This is a genomic window from Streptomyces hyaluromycini, from assembly GCF_002217755.1.
Taxonomy (GTDB): domain Bacteria; phylum Actinomycetota; class Actinomycetes; order Streptomycetales; family Streptomycetaceae; genus Streptomyces; species Streptomyces hyaluromycini.
The window spans coordinates 303,541-322,818 of record NZ_BCFL01000022.1; the positions used below are offsets into that span (position 1 = coordinate 303,541).

At 73.9% G+C, this 19,278-nt stretch carries 17 protein-coding genes and 1 riboswitch; of the genes, 11 read left to right on the forward strand and 6 right to left on the reverse strand.

The window, feature by feature from the left end; all coding sequences use genetic code 11:
• Positions 1-165: 165 nt before the first annotated feature.
• The 4 genes from SSP29_RS28135 to SSP29_RS28150 all read left to right on the forward strand — a co-directional run bounded on the left by SSP29_RS28135 (position 166) and on the right by SSP29_RS28150 (position 3,814).
• Positions 166-1,221: an enoyl-CoA hydratase/isomerase family protein gene (locus tag SSP29_RS28135; protein WP_089103608.1), complete on the forward strand. Its 1,056-nt coding sequence runs from the start codon at positions 166-168 to the stop codon at positions 1,219-1,221.
• Between the two features lie 66 nt (positions 1,222-1,287).
• A riboswitch (cobalamin riboswitch) is annotated at positions 1,288-1,431 on the forward strand.
• Positions 1,432-1,466: 35 nt separating this feature from the next.
• Positions 1,467-1,688, forward strand: a complete 222-nt coding sequence (locus SSP29_RS28140) for a CbtB domain-containing protein (protein ID WP_089103609.1) — start codon at positions 1,467-1,469, stop codon at positions 1,686-1,688.
• 22 nt (positions 1,689-1,710) lie between these two features.
• Positions 1,711-2,466, forward strand: coding sequence for a CbtA family protein (locus SSP29_RS28145; protein ID WP_089103610.1), 756 nt, complete (start codon positions 1,711-1,713; stop codon positions 2,464-2,466).
• Positions 2,467-2,557: 91 nt separating this feature from the next.
• Complete coding sequence (locus tag SSP29_RS28150; RefSeq protein ID WP_089103611.1) at positions 2,558-3,814, forward strand: IS30 family transposase; 1,257 nt, start codon at positions 2,558-2,560, stop codon at positions 3,812-3,814.
• Between the two features lie 69 nt (positions 3,815-3,883).
• Here the strand turns inward: SSP29_RS28150 and SSP29_RS56515 are convergent, their stop codons facing one another.
• Positions 3,884-4,147, reverse strand: coding sequence for a hypothetical protein (locus SSP29_RS56515; protein WP_218036922.1), 264 nt, complete (start codon positions 4,145-4,147; stop codon positions 3,884-3,886).
• Positions 4,148-4,301: 154 nt separating this feature from the next.
• Between SSP29_RS56515 and SSP29_RS56520 the strand changes: the two genes are divergently transcribed.
• Positions 4,302-4,688 carry a barstar family protein gene (locus SSP29_RS56520; RefSeq protein WP_089103794.1) on the forward strand — a complete coding sequence of 129 codons (387 nt, stop codon included), beginning with the start codon at positions 4,302-4,304 and terminating at the stop codon, positions 4,686-4,688.
• Between the two features lie 120 nt (positions 4,689-4,808).
• Positions 4,809-6,449: a phosphoglucomutase (alpha-D-glucose-1,6-bisphosphate-dependent) gene (gene pgm, locus SSP29_RS28165; protein WP_089103612.1), complete on the forward strand. Its 1,641-nt coding sequence runs from the start codon at positions 4,809-4,811 to the stop codon at positions 6,447-6,449.
• 27 nt (positions 6,450-6,476) lie between these two features.
• On the opposite strand, the gene SSP29_RS28170 is transcribed toward pgm, so the two are convergent.
• On the reverse strand, positions 6,477-9,806 hold the full coding sequence (locus SSP29_RS28170; protein ID WP_150135056.1) for an ATP-binding protein: 3,330 nt from the start codon (positions 9,804-9,806) through the stop codon (positions 6,477-6,479).
• A 250-nt stretch (positions 9,807-10,056) separates the two neighbouring features.
• Between SSP29_RS28170 and SSP29_RS28175 the strand changes: the two genes are divergently transcribed.
• Positions 10,057-10,689 carry a hemerythrin domain-containing protein gene (locus tag SSP29_RS28175; protein WP_089103613.1) on the forward strand — a complete coding sequence of 211 codons (633 nt, stop codon included), beginning with the start codon at positions 10,057-10,059 and terminating at the stop codon, positions 10,687-10,689.
• Between the two features lie 3 nt (positions 10,690-10,692).
• Entirely contained in the window at positions 10,693-11,625 is a 933-nt protein-coding gene (locus tag SSP29_RS28180; protein WP_089103614.1) for a pyridoxamine 5'-phosphate oxidase family protein, read from the forward strand.
• A 135-nt stretch (positions 11,626-11,760) separates the two neighbouring features.
• On the opposite strand, the gene SSP29_RS28185 is transcribed toward SSP29_RS28180, so the two are convergent.
• The 4 genes from SSP29_RS28185 to SSP29_RS28200 form a co-directional block, all read right to left on the reverse strand.
• The gene (locus tag SSP29_RS28185) at positions 11,761-13,020 is read right to left on the reverse strand and encodes an RNA polymerase sigma factor (RefSeq protein WP_089103615.1); all 1,260 of its coding nucleotides are present in this window, start codon (positions 13,018-13,020) and stop codon (positions 11,761-11,763) included.
• Positions 13,017-13,358, reverse strand: a complete 342-nt coding sequence (locus tag SSP29_RS56525; protein ID WP_089103616.1) for a YciI family protein — start codon at positions 13,356-13,358, stop codon at positions 13,017-13,019. The genes SSP29_RS28185 and SSP29_RS56525 overlap by 4 nt, the downstream gene beginning before the upstream one ends.
• A complete protein-coding gene (locus SSP29_RS28195; protein ID WP_089103617.1) occupies positions 13,355-14,089 on the reverse strand; it encodes a nuclear transport factor 2 family protein in 735 nt (244 codons plus the stop codon). The genes SSP29_RS56525 and SSP29_RS28195 overlap by 4 nt, the downstream gene beginning before the upstream one ends.
• Before the next feature lie 107 nt (positions 14,090-14,196).
• Positions 14,197-15,561, reverse strand: a complete 1,365-nt coding sequence (locus SSP29_RS28200) for an FAD-binding protein (RefSeq protein ID WP_245883247.1) — start codon at positions 15,559-15,561, stop codon at positions 14,197-14,199.
• 189 nt (positions 15,562-15,750) lie between these two features.
• On the opposite strand from SSP29_RS28200, the gene SSP29_RS56530 reads away from it, so the two are divergent.
• The 3 genes from SSP29_RS56530 to SSP29_RS28215 are packed head-to-tail and all read left to right on the forward strand — an operon-like array spanning position 15,751 to position 19,264.
• The gene (locus SSP29_RS56530) at positions 15,751-16,971 is read left to right on the forward strand and encodes an acyltransferase family protein (RefSeq protein WP_245883249.1); all 1,221 of its coding nucleotides are present in this window, start codon (positions 15,751-15,753) and stop codon (positions 16,969-16,971) included.
• A gap of 20 nt (positions 16,972-16,991) precedes the next feature.
• Positions 16,992-18,686, forward strand: a complete 1,695-nt coding sequence (locus SSP29_RS28210) for a hydrogenase maturation protein (protein WP_089103618.1) — start codon at positions 16,992-16,994, stop codon at positions 18,684-18,686.
• Entirely contained in the window at positions 18,683-19,264 is a 582-nt protein-coding gene (locus SSP29_RS28215; RefSeq protein ID WP_089103619.1) for a hydrogenase maturation protease, read from the forward strand. Before SSP29_RS28210 ends, SSP29_RS28215 begins: the two co-directional genes overlap by 4 nt.
• Positions 19,265-19,278 lie beyond the last annotated feature (14 nt).

Sequence of the window (19,278 nt, forward strand, 5' to 3'; positions counted from 1 at the left end):
CGGCGGCTCAGGCGCGTGCCGGTCGGTGTCCTGCGACGGGTCGGCGTGCCGTGGACGGAACGGGCACGAGAAGATCGTCCGTGACCCACGCGTCCACCCGACCCCGGAAGGAACCGACGAGATCATGCGCCTCATCGTGCCCCGCGGCCCGGCGGAGGTGTCCGGATGACCGGCGCCGAGGAACACGTCCTGCTGCACGTCGACGGACGGGCCGCGCACCTCACGCTCAACCGGCCGAAGGCCATCAACGCGCTGACCCACGCGATGGTGCGCCGCATCGACGAGGCGCTCACCGCCTGGGAGCACGACCCGGCCGTCCGGACCGTCGTCATCACCGGAGCGGGGGAGCGCGGCCTGTGCGCGGGCGGCGACATCCGCGCCGTCCACGACGACGCCCGCGACGGCGACGGGTCGGCCGCGGCCGCGTTCTGGCGGGACGAGTACCGGCTCAACGCCCGCATCGCCCGGTACCCGAAGCCGTACGTCGCCGTGATGGACGGCATCGTGATGGGCGGCGGGGTCGGTGTCTCTGCCCACGGCAGCGTCCGGATCGCCACCGAGCGGTCGCGGATCGCCATGCCCGAGACCGGGATCGGCTTCGTGCCCGACGTCGGCGGCACCTACCTGCTCGGCCGCGCGCCCGGCGAACTCGGCACCCATCTCGCCCTGACCGGCGCCCAGATCGGCGCCGCCGACGCGATGCTGTGCGGACTCGCCGACCACTACATGCCCTCCGGCTCGCTCAGGGCGTTCGTCGCCGACCTCGCCACCCTGGCCGTGCCCGAGGCGCTCGCCCGGCAGGTCCGGCAGGCGCCGGACGGGGAGTTGGCCGGGCACCGGGCGTGGATCGACGCCTGCTACCCGGCCGGCACGGTCGAGGAGATCGTCCAGCGGCTGCTCGCGCACGGCGACCCGGCGGCGAAGGAGACCGCGGACACCCTGCTCGCCAAGTCGCCCACCGCCCTGAAGGTCACGCTGGAGGCGCTGCGCCGGGCCCGGCAACTCGGCTCGCTGGAACGGGTCCTGGACCAGGAGTACCGCGTCTCCTGCGCGACCCTCGCGACCCCCGACCTGGTGGAGGGCATCCGTGCCCAGGTCGTCGACAAGGACCGCACCCCGCACTGGTCCCCGGGCACCCTCGCCGAGGTCACCGCCGCGGACGTCGACCGTTTCTTCGCCCCGCTCGGCGAGCGCGAACTGGGCCTCGTCCCACCCGTCTGAGCCGTCCCACCTGCCGCCCACCTGGCGCGAGATGAAGATCACGCCTGGTGGTGCGGTCTTGGCCGTGCTCCTGACACGCGGTACGGTCTGTCCGATATCGACGACGGCGAGACGGAAGCCGGTGGAAATCCGGAACGGTCGCGCCACTGTATGCGGGGGCCCCAGGGCAGCTCGTGAGTCAGACCCGTGGCCGTCGTCCTGTGCACCACCGAGATGGGACGCGAACTCCCAGAGGAGGTCCTGCCATGGCGCAGACCGTCGCTCCGCCGACAGCCACCACCCCCGCCGTTCCCGCGAAGCTGCCGCTTTCCGCGATAGCTCCCTGGGCGGTGTTCTTCGGCATCCTGATGCTGATCCTGCTCTACTTCGTCGGCGCCGAACAGGGCGCCACCTCCGTGTTCAGCGGCACGGACGTCCACGAGTGGGTGCACGACGCCCGCCACCTGCTCGGCTTCCCCTGCCACTGACGCGAGGGGCGCCGTACCACCCATGAACTCCGCAACGGTCCGGAACCTCCTGGTGCGGGGCATGCTCGCCGGCCTGGCCGCCGGCCTGCTCGCCCTCGTCGTCGCCTACCTCCTCGGTGAGCCGAACGTCGACAAGGCCATCAGCTTCGAGGACGCCCACTCGCGCGAGCACGAGATGGAGGTCGTCTCCCGCTCCCTGCAGTCCACCGCCGGCCTGGCCACCGGTGTCCTGGTCTACGGGGTCGCCTTCGGCGGTATCGCCGCCCTGGCCTACTGCTTCGCCCTCGGCCGCGTCGGCCGCTTCTCGCCGCGGGCGACCGCGCTGCTGCTGTCCGGCTGCGCGCTGACCGCCGTGTACGTGGTGCCGTTCCTGAAGTACCCGGCCAACCCGCCGTCGGTGGGCGACCCGGACACCATCGGCAAGCGGACCACGCTGTACTTCCTGATGATGCTGCTCGGCGTGCTCCTCGCAGTCGCCGCCACCATCCTCGGCAAACGGCTCCAGCCGCGGCTGGGCACCTGGTGGGCGACCGTCCTTGCGGTGGTCGCGTTCGGCGTCCTCATCGGGCTGGCGTACCGGTTCCTGCCGGTCGTCAACGAGGTGCCGAAGGACTTCCCGGCCACCCTGCTGTGGCGGTTCCGGCTCTCGGCGCTCGCCATCCAGGTGGCGCTGTGGGGCGGATTCGGCCTGCTGTTCGGCGAGTTGGCCGACCGCGTCCTCAACCCGAGGCCGGCGAAGGCGCCGGCCGCCGCGCGCACGGTACCCGCGGCACACTGACCGACTCCGCGGCACACCGAACGACATGCGAGGGCCCCCGGGAACCCTTGAGTTCTAGTGGTCGTTGCAACACCCCAGTTCAAGGGGTGCGATGGACTTCGAGATTCGCAAGGACAGGAAGCCTGGGGGCGGGAAGCTGACCCGGGAGCGGGCCGCATACTTCCAGCTCATGGAGCAGGGTTACAGCACCCGGGAAGCGGCCCGTATCGTCGGGATCAACCTCCGCACGGGCAAGAGGTGGCGGAACGGCCGGCGTGCCTCCGGCGACAGCAAGGCGGTTTCTCCGATCTATCAGGGGACCGGGCAGATGTCTGTCTACCCGGAGTCGGAGGGGCCGCCTCGGCCGTCGCACTATCTCCAGGAGCATGACCGCATCCACATCGCCGACCGGTTGCGTGAGAAAGCATCCGTCCGGCAGATCGCTGGCGAACTGGGCCGCAGCCCGTCCACCATCAGCCGCGAGATACGCCGCAACCGCCGGGCCATGCCCAAGGGTGGATGGAGTTACCAGCCCTTTCACGCTCACCGCCGCGCCGAACGACGCCGTCCCCGGCCCAAGGCGGGCAAGATCGGCCAGAACGCCGAGCTGCGGGACTTCATCCAGAACCACCTCGCGATGCGGTGGAGCCCGGAGCAGATCTGCCAGGCTCTGCGGACCCGCTTCCCCGACCGTCCGGAGATGCACGTGGTCCACGAGACGATCTACCAGGCCCTTTACGTCCAGGGCCGCGGAGAACTCCGCCGCGAGCTGACCCGGGCGCTGCGGACCGGCAGGGCTATGCGGCGCCCGAACCGTCACGCCGACAGGCGGATCAACCGGCCGGTCAAGAACATGATCATGATCAGCGAGAGGCCTGCGGAGGTGGCCGACCGGGCCGTTCCGGGCCACTGGGAGGGCGACCTCATCATCGGCAAGAACGGCCAGTCAGCCATCGGTACTCTCGTCGAGCGCTCCACCCGCTACCTGATGCTCGTGCACCTCCCGGACGGCCACAGCGGCCTCGCGACCCGCAACGCGCTCGCCGCGACCGTCCAGACCCTCCCGCGGCACCTCTGGCGGTCCCTGACCTGGGACCAGGGCTCGGAGATGTCCGCCCACCGGGCCTTCACCGTCGCCACCGACGTCCCGGTCTACTTCTGCGACCCGGCCAGCCCCTGGCAGCGCGGCTCCAACGAGAACACCAACGGCCTGCTGCGGCAGTACTTCCCGAAAGGCACCGACCTGGCCGCCCACACTCCCCAGGACCTGGCGGCCGTCGCCGCCGAACTCAACAGCCGCCCACGCAAAACGCTCGGCTGGGAAACCCCAGCCGAGCGCCTCGCTAAGCTCCTGGCCACAGCCAGTTGATCACCTGTGTTGCAACGACCCCTGGAATCCGCCACCGTCCGGGGGCCTCGCGCGTTCGCCGTCCCGGCCTCACGTGCCGGCGAACGGTCCCACCTTCACCGACAGCTCCGTCGAGCCCTTGAGCGGCAGCGAGAGGGTGCGGAAGCCGTTGGCCCGGTCGCGGATGCAGTCCAGGTAGTCGGGCTCGGCGTTGTCGTTCATCACCGGCGCACCCGGGCGCAGTTGCGGTGCGACGGTCTCCATGACCTGGCGGGCCAGCGAGGGGCCCGAGTCGACCGGCCAGCCGTCGATGAGCGCGAAGTGCAGCGGACTGGTGGCGTGCTCGGTCGACATCCCGAACCCCTCGATTCCTGCGGTCAACACCATCGATACGGTCTGTGAAGTATCACGATATATCGATGATGGGGTCTGTGGTTCCCCTGCGGGTGCCGGCGTGCGCATTCAATGCTTGCGGGTGTCCGGCCGACGGGGCCGTATCCTGCGGGTCGTGACGGCGACTTATGTACTGGACGGCACCGCGATCAGGACCCTGGAGGACTTCTGGCGGGTGATCGGCGAGGCGGTCAACGGGCCCGGCGGTTACTTCGGCCGTAACCTCGACGCGTTCGCCGACTGTCTCAGCGGCGGCTTCGGCACGCCCGACGACGGCGACTACGTCTTCGAGTGGCGCGACCACGAGACGTCCCGCGCCCATCTGGGCCATGCGGAGACCGCCCGCCAACTGGAAATCCGGCTCGCCCGCTGCCACCCGACCAACCGTGGGGCCGTCGCGGCGGAGTTGGCCGAGGCCCGTGCCGGACGCGGGGCCACCGTCTTCGACTGGCTGGTCGGCATCTTCGAAGAGCGGGCCCCGGACGCGCTACGACTGCTGTGAACCCGCCGTGAACCCGCCGTGTCTTCGGCGCGCGACCGGTGCCGCACTCGCGTCCGCGGCCGCAGACAAGGAAAGATGGGCGGCGAGCGATCGATCAACGACTGCGGAGGAAGTGGACTCATGCCGCATGAGCGAGCGGGCCGGCCGGCGGCTCCGGAGGACCTCGTCGACGTGGCCCGGCTGGTCACGGCCTACTACGCGCTGCACCCCGACCCGTCCGACCCGGCCCAGCGGGTGGCGTTCGGCACCTCGGGTCACCGCGGATCGTCGCTGGCGACCGCGTTCAACGAGGACCACATCGCCGCCACCAGCCAGGCCATCTGCGAGTACCGCAGCGGCCAGGGCACCGACGGCCCCCTCTTCCTCGGCGCCGACACCCACGCCCTGTCCGAGCCCGCCAAGGTCACCGCACTGGAGGTCTTCGCGGCCAACGGCGTGACCGTCCTCATCGACAGCGCCGACGGCTACACCCCCACCCCCGCCGTCTCGCACGCCGTCCTCACCCACAACCGGGGCCGTACGACCGGCCTCGCGGACGGCGTCGTGGTCACCCCCTCGCACAACCCGCCCGCCGACGGCGGCTTCAAGTACAACCCGCCCAGCGGCGGCCCCGCCGCCTCCGACGCCACCTCCTGGATCCAGGACCGCGCCAACCAGATCATCGCGGGCGGGCTGAAGGACGTACAGCGCGTCCCGTACGAGCGCGCGCTCGCCGCGCCCACCACCGGCCGGTACGACTTCCTCGGCACCTACGTCGACGACCTCCCCAGCGTCCTCGACCTCGACGCGGTCCGGGCGTCCGGGCTGCGGATCGGCGCCGACCCGCTCGGCGGCGCCTCCGTCGCCTACTGGGGCCGGATCGCCGAACGGCACGGGCTCGACCTCACCGTGGTCAACCCGTACACCGACCCCACCTGGCGGTTCATGACGCTGGACTGGGACGGCAAGATCCGCATGGACTGCTCGTCGCCGTACGCGATGGCCTCGCTGATCGAGAAGCGCGCCGAGTTCCGCGTCGCCACCGGCAACGACGCCGACGCCGACCGGCACGGCATCGTCACCCGCGACGCCGGCCTGATGAACCCCAACCACTACCTGGCCGTGGCCATCTCCTACCTCTACCGCCACCGCGACCGGTGGCCGGCGAGCACCGGCATCGGCAAGACCCTCGTCTCCTCCTCGATGATCGACCGGGTCGCCGCCGACCTCGGCCGGCAGTTGGTCGAAGTGCCCGTCGGGTTCAAGTGGTTCGTGGACGGACTGGCCGGCGGCGCCATCGGGTTCGGCGGCGAGGAGTCGGCCGGCGCCTCCTTCCTGCGCCGGGACGGCTCGGTGTGGACCACCGACAAGGACGGCATCCTGCTCGCCCTGCTCGCCTCCGAGATCACGGCCGTGACGGACAAGACCCCCTCCGAGCACTACGCCGACCTCACCGCCCGCTTCGGCGAACCCGCCTACGCCCGCATCGACGCCCCCGCCTCCCGCGAGGAGAAGGCCCTCCTCGCCCAGCTCTCCCCGGCCCAGGTCGCCGCCGAGACCCTGGCGGGGGAGCCGGTCACCGCCGTCCTCACCGAGGCACCGGGCAACGGCGCGGCGATCGGCGGGATCAAGGTGACCACCCAGAACGCCTGGTTCGCGGCCCGCCCGTCCGGCACCGAGGACGTCTACAAGATCTACGCCGAGTCCTTCCGGGGCCCCGACCACCTGGCCCGGGTACAGGAGGAGGCCAAGGCGGTGGTGAACACCGCACTCGGCGGCTGACGACGGAGGCGGCCCGGTGCCGGGCCGTCAGGTCGCGAAGGTGCGGCGGCCGGCCCGGGCCTCGGCCAGGTCCGCCGCCGCCCGGCGGGCGTTCGCCGCGAGGTGGGCCGATCCCCAGGCGTGCGCGGTGCGTTCGGCCAGCGCATAGCCCTCGGCCGCCGCCCGGTCCTCACCGAGAAGCCGCTGCAGGTCGGCGAGGGCGTGCGCGAGCGGACGGCTCGCGTACACCGCGCCCGCCGCGCCCGCCAGCTGGTCCCGCAGCGGGAGCAGGTGCCCGAGAAGGGCGGCCGCCGAGTCGCGGTCCCGGTGGAGCACGGCGAGCTGGGCGCGGAAGTCGAGCTCCAGGCCGTAGAGATGGTCCTGCAGCGGCTCCGGGGACACGGGTACGGCCAGGGCCTCGTCGAGCCTGCCCAGCCGGGCCAGGACCAGCGCCCGGACCACCGCGACCGGAGCACCGGCGGACTCGTACACGGCACGGACCACCGGCTCGATCTCGGCCGCCCGGCCCTGGACGAGCCGTATGTTGATCAGCGCCAGCGCGCGCACGCCGGTGGCGTGGTGGGCGCCCACCTGCTGCAGCAGGGCGTCCGCCTCGGCGTAGGCGGCCTCCGCCGCCTCGAAACGCCCGGCCACGGTGGCCAGCATCGCGGAGGTCGCGGCGCTGAGCCCCTGCGCCCACACCATGCGGTAGCGGCGGGCGAGGACCAGACCCTCCGCGGTGTGCCGCTGCACGGCCGCGGGGTCGTTGCGGGCGGCGGCGGTCATCGCGTCCAGGTTCTCGCAGACCCAGCGGTAGGCGGGCAGGTCGTGGGCGTGGGCGAGATCGCGCAGTTCGGCGGTGAGCGACGGCCGGGTGCCGGTCCGGGTCTCGTGCGGCAGCAACCGCGCCGAGGTCATCAACGCGGCGGCCATCAGGGAGGGTTCGCCGTCGGCGCGGGCGAGCGCCAGCTGGTCGCGGGCCGCCTCCAGGGCCCGGGGCGGGTCCTCGGCGGCGACCGCGTCGACAAGGGCCTGCAGGACCCGGGCCCGGGTCGGGCCGTCAAGGCCGGGATCGGCCGCGAGCCTTTCGAGACGGGCCAGCGCGGTCCGGTCGTACCGTCCTTCGAGGCGGCTGCGCCAGGCCGCGGGCTCGGTCCACACCCCGTACACGGCCGCGACCAGGTCGCCCCGGTCGGCCTGTTCGGCGAGTTCCACCGCGCGCTGCCGGGTGCGCCGGGCCGTGTCCGTGGCGCCGGTCCGCACCTGCGCCCCGAGCAGCCGTACCAGCAACTCGATCAGCCGGTCGGGCGGCGCGTCGTCGCCGGTGGTCGCCGTGTGGGTGTCGATCGCCTGCTGGATCAGGGCGACGGCGACGTCGTGGGCGTAGCGCCGCTCGGCGGCCTCGGCCGCCCGCAGCGCGTAGTCCACGGCGAGCGGGGCGTCCGCCGCGCTGCCGGAGTGCGCGAAGTGATGTGCCAGGGCGGCGAGTTCGGCGGGACGGTGGTGGCGCAGGAGGCGCGCGACCCGGGCGTGCAGCCGGGAGCGCCGGGCGCCGGACAGGTCGGCGTAGACGGTGTCCCGGACCAGGGCGTGCACGAACCGGACGCGGCCCGGCCCGGGCTCGGCGAGCAGGCCGGCGGCCAGCGCCGCGTCGAGGCCCTCCAGCACCTGTTCCTCGTCCGCCTCGGCGGCGTCCACGAGCAGCGCGACCTCGGCCTCCAGGCCCAGCACGGCGGTGAGTTGTACGACGGACCGGGCGGCGGCGGGCAGCAGGGCGAGGCGCCGGCGCAGCACGTCACGCACGCCCTGGGGGACCTCGGAGACCGCGACCAGGGCGCCCTCGTCGGCCAGGAGACGGGCGCTCTCCAGGACGTAGAACGGATTGCCGCCGGTGCGCTCGGCCAGCGCCGTCACGGTCGCCGGATCCACGGGCGTCCCGCAGACGGCGTCGACGAGGGTGGCGGTGTCCTCCGGGGTCAGGCCGCCGAGCGTGATCCGGTGCGGGGCGGCCGGGGCGAGCTGGGCGAGGGTCTTGAGCAGGTGTTCGCCGACCTCGGTGGGCCGGTAACCGGCGACGGTGAGCAGGGGCACCCCGGTGACGGCGGCCGCCGCCTCGACCAGGGCGAGGGTCTCGGCGTCCGCCCGGTGCAGGTCCTCCAGCAGGACGGCGAGGGGCGCCCGGGAGGCCGCGTCGCGCAGCCAGGCGGCGAAGGCGCGGTGCATGCGGAAGCGGCCGGCGGTGGCCTCGGACTGGGTCGGGCCTGCCGTGCTCTCCGGCTCCCGCAGCAGCACCGCCAGCTCCTCCGGGCGGGCCGGGGGCACCTCGCGGGCGAGCGCGCCGAGCGCCTCCACCCAGGCCCAGGCGGGCGGTGCGCCCTCGTACTCGGGGCAGCGCCCGATCACCACCCGCCAGCCCGCCTCCCGCAGCCCGGCGGCGGCCCGGTCGAGGAACGCGGACTTGCCCGCCCCGGCCGCGCCCGTGACCAGCACCAGGCCGCCCGTCTGCCGTGCGGCCCGGGCCGCCCCGTCCAGGCTCCGCAGTTCCGGGCCCCTGCCGACGAACAGTCCGCGCCCGGTGCGCGCGGCGAGTTCGGCGACGGGCTCGGCCTCGGGCACGGCCGCACGCAGCACGTCGAGCCGCCCGTTGAGCACGGCGTGCTCCAGCTCCCGCAGGGCGGGTCCGGGATCGCAGCCGAGTTCGGCGCGCAGCACGGCGGTGGCCCGGCGCAGCGCGGCGAGGGCGTCGGCCCGCCGGCTGCAGGCCCAGTGGGCGAGGGCGAGCAGCCGCCAGCCCTCCTCGCGCAGCGGGCTGTCCCGGACGAGCGACCCGGCGTCGGCCGCGGCCTGTGCCGCCCGGCCGGTGCGCAGGTCCGCGGCCACGGCGAGTTCCCGGGCCTCCGCGCGCAGCCCGGTCAGCCGGGCCACCTCGACGGCGGCCCACTCCTCGTCCGCGTGCTCGGCGAAGGCCGGTCCCTGCCACCAGTCAAGCGCCTCGGCGAGCAGCCGCCGGGCCTCCTCGGGCGGGGCGGTACGGGCGCGCCCGATCCAGGTCTCGAACCGCCAGGCGTCCACCGCGTCCCCGGCCAGCCGCAGGGCGTATCCGGGCGCCGCGGTGACCAGGACGGTGGCCGGGGCCCGCGGCGGCCGCCCCGGTTCCAGCGTCCGGCGTAGGTTGGACAGGTAGGCGTGCAGCGACACGGCGGCCTTGGCCGGCGGCTCGCCCCGCCACAGCGCGTCCGTCATCCGGTCGACCGGTACGACACCGCCGCGGGCCGCGACCAGCAGCCCCAGCACGGCACGCTGCCGCGGAGCACCCAACTCGACGGTTCTCCCGGCGACTTCGGCACTCAGCGGACCCAGGACTCGCAAACGCAGCACGGCGCGGGAATCTACCCGAGCGCTGCATCGATCCTGTCAACAGATGTTGAACGTGCGCTGTACGGGGCCGCCGGGCTGACCGTCGTCCCGCCGCCGAGGCGGGCGCCAAGCCGGTCGCCAAGCGGACACCAAGAGGGCTGGGCAACGGTGGGCGGCTGACGTACACACCAGATCGTTGGAGCAGGAAAGCGTGTCCCTCAACAGCAGTCACGGCGCCTCCGCCACCGCAGAGCGTCCTCATACCCACGAAATGGTCGTGGTCCACCGGGTCTTCCGCCGCGAGTCGGCGCTGCTGCCCCGGCTGGTGCGCGCGGTGCCCGACGGCGACCGGGCCCGCGCGGTACGGGTCGCCGCCGCCCTGCGCGACTACACCCTCGGCCTGCACCACCATCACCACGCCGAGGACGAGCTGATCTGGCCGCTGCTGCGGGCCCGGGCCGCGCACGACGAGGCGCTGGTGGAGCGGATGACGGAGCAGCACGAGGCGATCGACCGCACCCTGGCGGCGGTCACCGAGTGGCTGCCCCTGTGGGAGCGGTCCGGAGACCGGATACCCGGCGAGGAACTGGCGCTGGCGCTGGACGCGCACCGGATCGCGCTCCTGGACCACCTCGACGAGGAGGAACGCTCGGTGCTGCCGCTGATCGCCGAGCATCTGACCGTCCCGGAATGGGAACTGGTCGGACAGCGCGGCCTGGAAGGGCTGCCGAACAACAAGCGCCTGCTGGCCCTCGGCGCGATCCTGGAGGAGGCCACCCCCGAGGAGAGCGCCTTCTTCCTGGGCAAGGCCCCGCTGATCGGCCGGCTGCTCTGGCAGGCCGTCGGACGCCGTCAGTACGCTGCCTACTGCCGGACCATGCGCGCCCCGCTGGACGGAGAGTAGACCATGGCCCTCCTCGACTCCGCCCCGCTCGACGTCCTGGACGCCTACCGGACCTGCGAGTTCGCCACCCTGGGCCGGGACGGCACCCCGCTCGCCTGGCCGACCGCTGTGCGGCGCCGCCCGGACGGGACACTGCTGCTCAGCACCTCCCTGGCGTTCGCGCAGAAGGCGCTGAACATCCGCCGGGACGGCCGCGTCGCCCTGCTCTTCTCCGACCCCACCGGCAGCGGCCTGGAGAAGGCCCCGCAGATATTCGTCGGCGGCCACGCCGACTGCCCCGACGAGATCATGACCGGGCCGCAGGGCGCCGAGGACTACTGGCGGATGCTGTTCGAACGGCAGCCGCACAGCAGGTCGTACGTCACGGCACCGATGCGGCTGGTGATGGACTGGTACTACCTGCGGCTGCTGATCACCGTGACGCCCGACCAGGTCGTCGTACGACCGCCGTTGCCCGTGTCCGACGTGTCCGACGTACCCGCGGCGGCGGCCGGTGACCTGGTGGGCGCCGCGCAGCTCGCCCGCTTCCCGACCGCGGTGCTCGCCGCGCGCGACGCCTCCGGGGCGCCGGTGCTGGCCCGCACCCGGCCGGTGCCCGCGGGCGAGGGGTTCGCCGTGGACGTACCGGCCGACTGCCCGGCCGCTCCGGGCCCCGCCGCCCTGCTGGTGCACCGGCACGACGAACGCCTCAACCACATGCACAACGCGCTCGTACGCGGCGAACTGCGCGAGAGCGGCTCCGGCCTGCTGCTGGTCCCCACCAAGGTGGTGGAGCCGATGGGATCGGGCCGGGTCAGCGACGCGGTGAGCGTGCTCCGCACCACGAAGCGGGCCACCGACCGCTATCTGCACCGCCGCGGCCTGTCCCGGCCGCAGGTGGAATGGCGGGAGTTCAGGGCGCTCGCCCAGGAGGCGCGACGGCGCGACGGCGCCTGATCCGGGTGCGGGGCTCCGGGCCGTCCCCGCCAGGACGGCCCGGAGGCGCCCGTCAGCGCGGGGACGCGTTGCAGGTGACGTCCGCATTCGCAGTGGGGCGACCTCCGGCCGAAGCCTGCGGCGGATCTCCGCCGCCTACGTCGACCGGCACTCCGCGAGCCGCTTCTCAAGGAACCTGCGCTCGGCCGCGTTCTCCACCAACTCCAGTGCCCGCTCGTACGAGTCGGCCGCCTCGCGCATACGGCCCATGCGGCGCAGCAGGTCGGCGCGGGTCGCGGGGAGCAGGTGGTAGTCGGCCAGGTCGTCCTTCGCCTCCAGCTCTGCCACCAGGGCGAGCCCCGCCTCCCCGCCCTCGGCCATGCCCACGGCGACCGCGCGGTTGAGCCGGACCACGGCCGAGGGGACGTACCGCTGGAGCTCGCCGTAGAGGCCGGCGATGTCGGCCCAGTCGGTGTCGGCGGCTGCCGGTGCGGTGGTGTGACAGGCCGCGATGGCGGCCTGGATCTGGTAGGGCCCGGGACGGCCCCGGCGCAGCGCGCCCTCCAGGAGCGCGGTGCCCTCGTCGATCTCGGCGCGGTCCCAGGCCGTGCGGTCCTGGTCCTCCAGGGTCACCAGGTCGCCGGCCGCGTCCACCCGGGTGTCCCGGCGGGCGTCGTGCAGCAGCAGAAGCGCGAGCAGCCCGACGACCTCCGGTTCGTCGGGCATCAGCCCGGCCAGCAGCCGGGCCAGCCGGATCGCCTCGGCGCACAGGCCGGTCCGCATCAGGCCGGCGCCGGCCGTGGCCGCGTACCCCTCGTTGAACAGCAGGTAGAGCACGCCGAGGACACCCGTCGTGCGTTCGGGCAGCAGATGCGCGGGCGGTACCCGGTACGGGATACCGGCGTTGCGGATCTTCCGCTTGGCCCGCACCAGCCGCTGCGCCATCGTCGCCTCGGGGACGAGGAAGGCGCGGGCGATCTCCGGCGTGGTCAGCCCCGCCAGGGTGCGCAGCGTCAGGGCGACCCGGGCCTCGATGGGCAGCGCCGGGTGGCAGCAGGTGAAGACCAGCCGCAGCCGGTCGTCCGCCACCCCGCTGTCGTCGCCCTCGTGGTCCGGGTCGTACGGCCCCTCGTCCCGTGCCGGCACCGCCGCCTCCCGCAGCTTCCGGGCCCCCACCGCCTCTCTGCGCAGCACGTCCAGGGCGCGGTTGCGGGCGGTCGTGGTCAGCCAGGCGCCCGGGCGGCCCGGCACGCCGTCGCGCCGCCACCGCTCCAGCGCCTGGGCGAAGGCGTCCTGCGCGCACTCCTCGGCGAGGTCCCAGTCGCCGGTCACCCGGATCAGGGTGGCGACGACCTGGGCCCACTCCGCGCGGAAGGCGGCGGCGACGGCCTCCGCGACCTCGTCCGTGGTGCTCACTCCCAGACCGGCCGTACCTCTACCGAGCCGCCGGCGAGCGCCGCGGGGTGCCGGGAGGCCAGCGTGATCGCCTCGTCGAGGTCGGCGACCTCGATGACGTCGAAGCCCGCGATGTACTCCTTGGTCTCGGCGAACGGCCCGTCGCTCAGCAGCACTTCGTCCCCCTGGACCCGGACGGTCGTCGCGTCGGCGGCGGGCCGCAGCCGGGCACCGCCCCTGACGACGTCCCGGGTACGGACCTCGTGGATGTACGAGGTGAAGCGCGGGTCCTCGGCGATCTCGGCGGGGCTGAGCTCCGCACCGCCCACGGGTGTGCAGATGAACATGACGTACTTCATGACGGCTTCGCCTCCAGCGGCACCGAGACGTGTTCATGGGCGATCAGCCAGCTGAAACCGGTGTCCCGGTAGCCGGTGGTCACACGCACCACCCGGTCCAGGGGCTCCCCGGTCACCCGGGTGCCGTGGATCCGGACGAGGGCGTGGCTGTAGGTGCTGCCCTCCCCGGGGCGCACGCGGAGTTCGAGCACCTCGCGGTGCACGGGCCCGCTCAGCGTCGCGAACCACGCCTCGACCGCCTTGCGCAGCGCGCCGATTCCGGACTGCACCTCTGCACCGGCGGGCCCGAAGACCTCCACGTCGGGCGCGTAGCAGGCCGTCATCCGGTCGATGTCCCGGTCGCGGGCGGCCTCCGTCAGTTCGGCGTCGATCCGGCGGACGGCCGTCTCGGCGTCCTCCATGAGCCCCTCGTCCCAGAACGGGCGCACCTCCATCGCCCCGATGGTCGCCACCGGGTGCCCGGCGGCGACCCGCACGGCCTCCTCCAGGCTGTCGCAGTCGACGACGTCGAACCCGGCCACGTACTCCTTCGTCTCCGCGAACGGCCCGTCGGTCCGCAGCACCTCCCCGTCGCGCACCCGCACGGTGACCGCCCGGTCCGGCAGCTGCAGCCGGTGGCCGTACAACCGGACCCCGCGGCGGACACCGTGCTCCTCCACCCAGGGTTCCACCGGCGCCATCCCGGACGCGTCGGCGGTGTCGTCGCCGCAGACCAGCAACATGTACTTCATGGTTCCTCCCGGTCCTCAAGAGCTTCCTGCATCCCACCGACGAACGGAGCCGGCCGGAATCGACACCCCGGCGGAACCCGATGCCGGCGCTCCGGTCCGCTGCCGCCTCACGACGGTCCCCACAGGCCGTGCCCCCGGCCCAGGATGCCGTGCGGGTCGTGGACGCTCTTGGCCTTGGCGAGGGTGCTCCACTGGCTGCCGTAGTGCTCCCGCCAGTCGGCGGGGGACATCGGCAGCGCGTTGGCCGGATAGGCGACCGCCCCCTTGGCCCGCGCGTACGCGTACGCCGTGCGGTTGGCGGCCACCATCGGGTCGGCCGTGCCGGGGGCCGCGGTGCGCAACAGGGCGAGCAGATGGACGACCTCACCGCGCGGGCGGCGGAACAGCGGGGCCCGCAGGGTGCGGGTGAGCAGGGGGTAGAGCAGGACCAGGCCGCCCGCGCGCAGGTCCCGGAAGCCGGGGTCGGCAAGGATGGCGGTCACGACGGACGCGGCGGTGTCCTCGGGGAGCAGCAGGTTCAGCCAGGGATGCGGGTGCCCCCACTCGCCGGTGGCGCGCAGGATCTCCTCGTCGGCGGCGACCCGGTTCGCGAACTCGGCGTATCCGAGGTCCGTGCTCTCGGCGGCGGCGAAGGAGAGGTCACCGAGGAGGGCCTCGTCGTCGGGCGGGGTCGGCCCCTGGTGGGCGGTCACGGCCTCGACCATGTAGGTCCAGCCGCCGCCGGTGTCCTCCGCGGTGTCCTCGGCGGGGCGGGCCTGGCCTTCGAGATAGTCGAAGCGCCGGTCCGTCGCCAGCAGGTGCTGGTCGGCCAGGTAGGCGTCGAGGTCGGGGTAGTACAGGCAGTAGCGGCGCACCAGGGCCGGTGCGGGGGACAGGCGCAGGGTGGCCCGGACGATGACGGCCACCTGCCCCAGGCCGGCCAGGACCGCGTGGAAGAGGGCGCCGTGGCGTTCCGGCGAGCAGACCAGGTGCTCGCCGGCGCCGGTCACCACCTCCAGCTCCAGCACCGAGTCCGCGACCAGGCCGTGCCGGTGACTGGCGCCGCCCAGCCCGCCCACGCTGAGCACGCCGCCGACGCCGGCACCGAGGTAGTCGGTGAGCACGGGCGGGGTGAGCCCGTACGGCAGGGTCGCCGCGAGCACGTCCCGCCACAGCGCCCCCGCCCGGACCTCCACCCGGTCCCCGGCCACCGGCCCGACCGCACTCAGCTCGCGCAGGTCGAGGACGATCCCGCCGCGGGCCTGGCCCTGGCCGCACATCGAGTGACCGCCGGCCCGTGCCGCCACCGGGATCCCGCGCGGCCCGGCATACGCCAGCGCATCCCTGACCTCGGCCGCCGACCGGGGCCGCAGCACGCCCAGCGGCGGTGCGCTCACCAGGTGGCCGAAGTCCTCCGCGGCTTCCCGCAGGGTCTCCGGGCGGGTGTCCAGCAGGTCCACGAATCGTGCGGAGACACGGTCCGACGACGTCACGCGGCACGCTCCAAAGAGGCATCGGTCGACACGGGCGGAACCATTTTCGGGCCGGGGGTGCATCGGACGGATCTCGTTTCCCCCTTTGCATTCGAACAGCATGACGGGTTTACTCCGCTGGAATCCGGAGAGCAGCGTGACCGGAGTACCGCCCCCGCCCCCCCGGGTCCCCGTCGCTCTGCGGAGCGCATGTCGTACGAGAGGTGTTCTGGTCTGTCCGGCTCCCGCGAAACAGCAACCGCAGTCGACACGTCGTCCGCGCCCGCCGCGGACCGCACACCGGCCCCGCCGCCCCGCCCGGGCCCTGCCACGCGCGGCGGTCCGCCGGCTGACCGCCGCGACGCCTACTTCGACAACGCGAAGTACCTGGCGATCGTGCTGGTGGCCGTCGGGCACGCCTGGGAGCCGCTGCGCTCGGACAGCCGTACCGTCACCGCGCTCTACACGTTCGTGTACGCCTTCCACATGCCGGCGTTCATCGTCGTCTCCGGCTACTTCTCCCGCGGCTTCGACGCGAGCCCGGCCCGGATCCGGCGGCTGGTCACCGGGGTCGTCGTGCCCTATGTGGTGTTCGAGGTCGCCTACACCCTTTTCACCCGCTGGAGCGACCACGCCCCGGACCGCGAGATCAGCCTGCTGGACCCGCTGTATCTGACCTGGTTCCTGGCGGCCCTGTTCGTCTGGCGGCTGACCACGCCCGTCTGGCGGCTGCTGCGGTGGCCGCTGCCCGTCGCGCTCGCGATCGCCATGCTCGCGAGCCTGTCGTCGTCCATCGGCAACGACCTCGACCTGCAGCGGGTCCTGCAGTTCCTGCCGTACTTCGTGCTCGGCCTGTGCCTGCGGCCGGAGCACTTCGGTCTGCTGCGCCGCCGGCGCGTGCGCGTGGCAGCCGTGCCCGTCGTCGGCTGCGCCCTCGCCGTGGCCTACTGGTCGGTGCCGCACCAGGGCTACCGCTGGTTCTTCCACCGGGACAGCGCCGAGCAGCTCGGCGTGCCCGCCTGGTACGGGCCGGTCATGACCCTCGCCACCTTCGGCTGCTCCCTGGTGCTGGCCGCCTGCTTCCTCGCCTGGGTGCCGGGCCGCCGCACCTGGTTCACCGCCCTCGGCGCGGGCACGCTCTACGGCTATCTGCTGCACGGCTTCGTCGCACAGGGCGCCAAGCCCGCCCACTGGTACGCCCCGGCCTGGATGCACGGCCCGCTGGGCGCGCTGACCGCCACCCTCACCGCCGCCGTGGTGGTGACCCTGCTGTGCACACCGCCGGTGCGCCGGGTCTTCCGATGGGTGATGGAGCCCCGGATGGAGTGGGCGTTCCGGGCGGGGGAGGGGCGCCCGGCACGGGCAGGGGAGGGCCGCCGGGCGCAGGACGGCCGGCGAAACGCCGCACGGGTCCTTTCCGGGAGCCGCTGAAGCGGCGAATATGCCGCACCATGGACATTCTGCTCGTCGCCAGTGCGTTCAACAGCCTGTCCCAGCGGGTCTACGCCGAACTGTCCGACCTCGGCCACCGGGTGGACGTCGTCCTCGCCGGCCACGACCCCGACGCCGTCCGCCACGCCGTACGGGACCGGCGCCCGGAGCTGATCATCGCACCGATGCTGAGGACGGCACTCCCCGAGGACGTCTGGCAGCGGCACACCTGCCTGATCGTCCATCCCGGACCGCTCGGCGACCGGGGCCCCTCCTCCCTCGACTGGGCCATCGCCGGCCGGGCGGCCGAGTGGGGGGTGACCGTGCTCCAGGCCGAGGCGGCCATGGACGCGGGCGCGGTCTGGGCGAGCGAGCCGTTCCCGGTGGCGCCGGTCGGCAAGAGCGACCTCTACCGCAACGAGGCCGCCGACGCCGCCCTCACCGCCGTCCACCGGGCCGTACGACGGTACGCCGACGGCTCCTACAAACCACGGCCGCAGAGCGACCCCGCCATCCACGGGCGGGTCGTCTGGCGTGACGTCTTCCGGCAGCGGCGGCGGCGGATCGACTGGGCGGCCGACGACACCGCGACGGTGCTGCGCAAGCTGCGCGGGGCCGACTCACAGCCCGGGGTGCTGGACGAACTCCTCGGGCGTGAGGTGTTCCTGCACGGCGGCCACCCCGAGGACCGACTGCGCGGAGCACCCGGTGAGCTGCTCGCGACCCGGGCGGGCGCGGTCTGCCGGGCCACCCGCGACGGCGCCGTCTGGATCCCGGAACTGCGCCCCCGCAAGAACTCCGGCGACCCGGCCCCCTTCCGCCGCCCCGCCACCGACGTCCTGGCCCGCCCCGCCAACGACGGCCTCGCCACCCCGGCCCTCCCCGAGAGCCCCGCCCCGCTCGAACTGCCCGCGGACCGCCGCACCTGGACCGACATCCGCTACCGGCAGCTCGGCGACGTCGGCCTCGTCGGCTTCTCCTTCCCCGGCGGCGCGATGAGCACCGACCACTGCCGGCGCCTGCTCGCCGCCTACCGGTACGCCCTCGACCGGCCCACCCGGGTCGTGGTGCTCGGCGGCCGGCGCGACTTCTTCTCCAACGGGATCCATCTCAACGTCATCGAGGCCGCCGCGGACCCCGCCGAGGAGTCCCGGACCAACCTCGACGCCATGGACGACCTGGTCGAGGCCGTGCTGCGGACCGACGACCGGCTCGTCGTGGCCGCGCTCGGCGGCAACGCGGCGGCCGGCGGTGCCATGCTCGCCCTCGCCGCCGACGAGGTCTGGTGCCGGGCCGGTGCCGTCCTCAACCCGCACTACCGGCGGATGGGCCTGTACGGCTCCGAGTTCTGGACGTACTCGCTGCCGCGCCGCGCCGGCGCGGACACCGCCCGGCGGCTGACGGAGGAGGCCCGGCCGGTGAGCGCCGCGACGGCCGCCCGGACCGGGCTCGTCGACCGGCTGCTGCCGGTCCCCGCAGAGGGCTTCACCGCCGAGGTCGAACGACTGGCGGCCGAGCTCGCGGGCACTCCGGATCTCGACCGCAGGATCGCCGCCAAGGCCGCGGCGCGCCGGGCCGACGAGGAGGAACGGCCGCTCGCCGAGTACCGCAGGGACGAACTCGCCCGGATGCACGCCGTGTTCTGCGACCCGGACGCCGCCTACCACGCCCTGCGCTCCGACTTCGTCCGCAAGGTCCCGGGCGGTGCCCGGTGACGCGGCTGCTGGTGGCGGGCGTCGGCAACATCTTCCTCGGCGACGACGCCTTCGGCCCGGAGGTGATCCGAGCCCTGGACGCGCGTCCGCTGCCGCCCGGGGCGCGGGTCCGGGACTTCGGCATCCGGGGCATGGACCTCGCCTACACCCTGCTCGACGGCTGGTCGGTGGTCGTCCTCGTGGACGCGGCCGTACGCGGCGAGCGGCCCGGCACCCTGTCCCTCGTCGAGCCCGCGCTCCCCGACGGCCGCCCGGCGGCCCCGCCCGAGGCACACGGCATGGACCCGGCGAAGGTGCTCGCGCTCGCCGCCCATCTCGGCGGGGAGGCCCTGCCCCGCGTCCTCGTGCTCGCCTGCGAGCCCGGGGAGCTGCCGCGCGGCGACGAGGACATCGCCCCCGGACTGAGCGCACCCGTCCGGGACGCGGTCGCACGGGCGGTCGCCGCCCTGCACCGCCTGGTCCCGGCGCTGCTCGCCGATCCCCTGATCACGCCCGCGTTGGACCGCCCGGAGGAATCCACGGCCCCCGCCGCGGCCGGTCGCCCGCCGACAGCCGTCACCGGCGCGGAGGATCGCTGACGGACCAGGACGCG

Coding starts and splice junctions, on each gene's coding strand:
- SSP29_RS56515 (WP_218036922.1), bottom strand. CDS start 4,147: ATGTCGACCGAGCACGCCACCAGTCCGCTGCACTTCGCGCTCATCGAC.
- SSP29_RS28135 (WP_089103608.1), top strand. CDS start 166: ATGACCGGCGCCGAGGAACACGTCCTGCTGCACGTCGACGGACGGGCC.
- SSP29_RS28175 (WP_089103613.1), top strand. CDS start 10,057: ATGGTCGTGGTCCACCGGGTCTTCCGCCGCGAGTCGGCGCTGCTGCCC.
- pgm (WP_089103612.1), top strand. CDS start 4,809: ATGCCGCATGAGCGAGCGGGCCGGCCGGCGGCTCCGGAGGACCTCGTC.
- SSP29_RS28195 (WP_089103617.1), bottom strand. CDS start 14,089: ATGAAGTACATGTTGCTGGTCTGCGGCGACGACACCGCCGACGCGTCC.
- SSP29_RS28180 (WP_089103614.1), top strand. CDS start 10,693: ATGGCCCTCCTCGACTCCGCCCCGCTCGACGTCCTGGACGCCTACCGG.
- SSP29_RS56530 (WP_245883249.1), top strand. CDS start 15,751: ATGTCGTACGAGAGGTGTTCTGGTCTGTCCGGCTCCCGCGAAACAGCA.
- SSP29_RS28140 (WP_089103609.1), top strand. CDS start 1,467: ATGGCGCAGACCGTCGCTCCGCCGACAGCCACCACCCCCGCCGTTCCC.
- SSP29_RS28145 (WP_089103610.1), top strand. CDS start 1,711: ATGAACTCCGCAACGGTCCGGAACCTCCTGGTGCGGGGCATGCTCGCC.
- SSP29_RS28150 (WP_089103611.1), top strand. CDS start 2,558: ATGGACTTCGAGATTCGCAAGGACAGGAAGCCTGGGGGCGGGAAGCTG.
- SSP29_RS56525 (WP_089103616.1), bottom strand. CDS start 13,358: ATGAAGTACGTCATGTTCATCTGCACACCCGTGGGCGGTGCGGAGCTC.
- SSP29_RS28210 (WP_089103618.1), top strand. CDS start 16,992: ATGGACATTCTGCTCGTCGCCAGTGCGTTCAACAGCCTGTCCCAGCGG.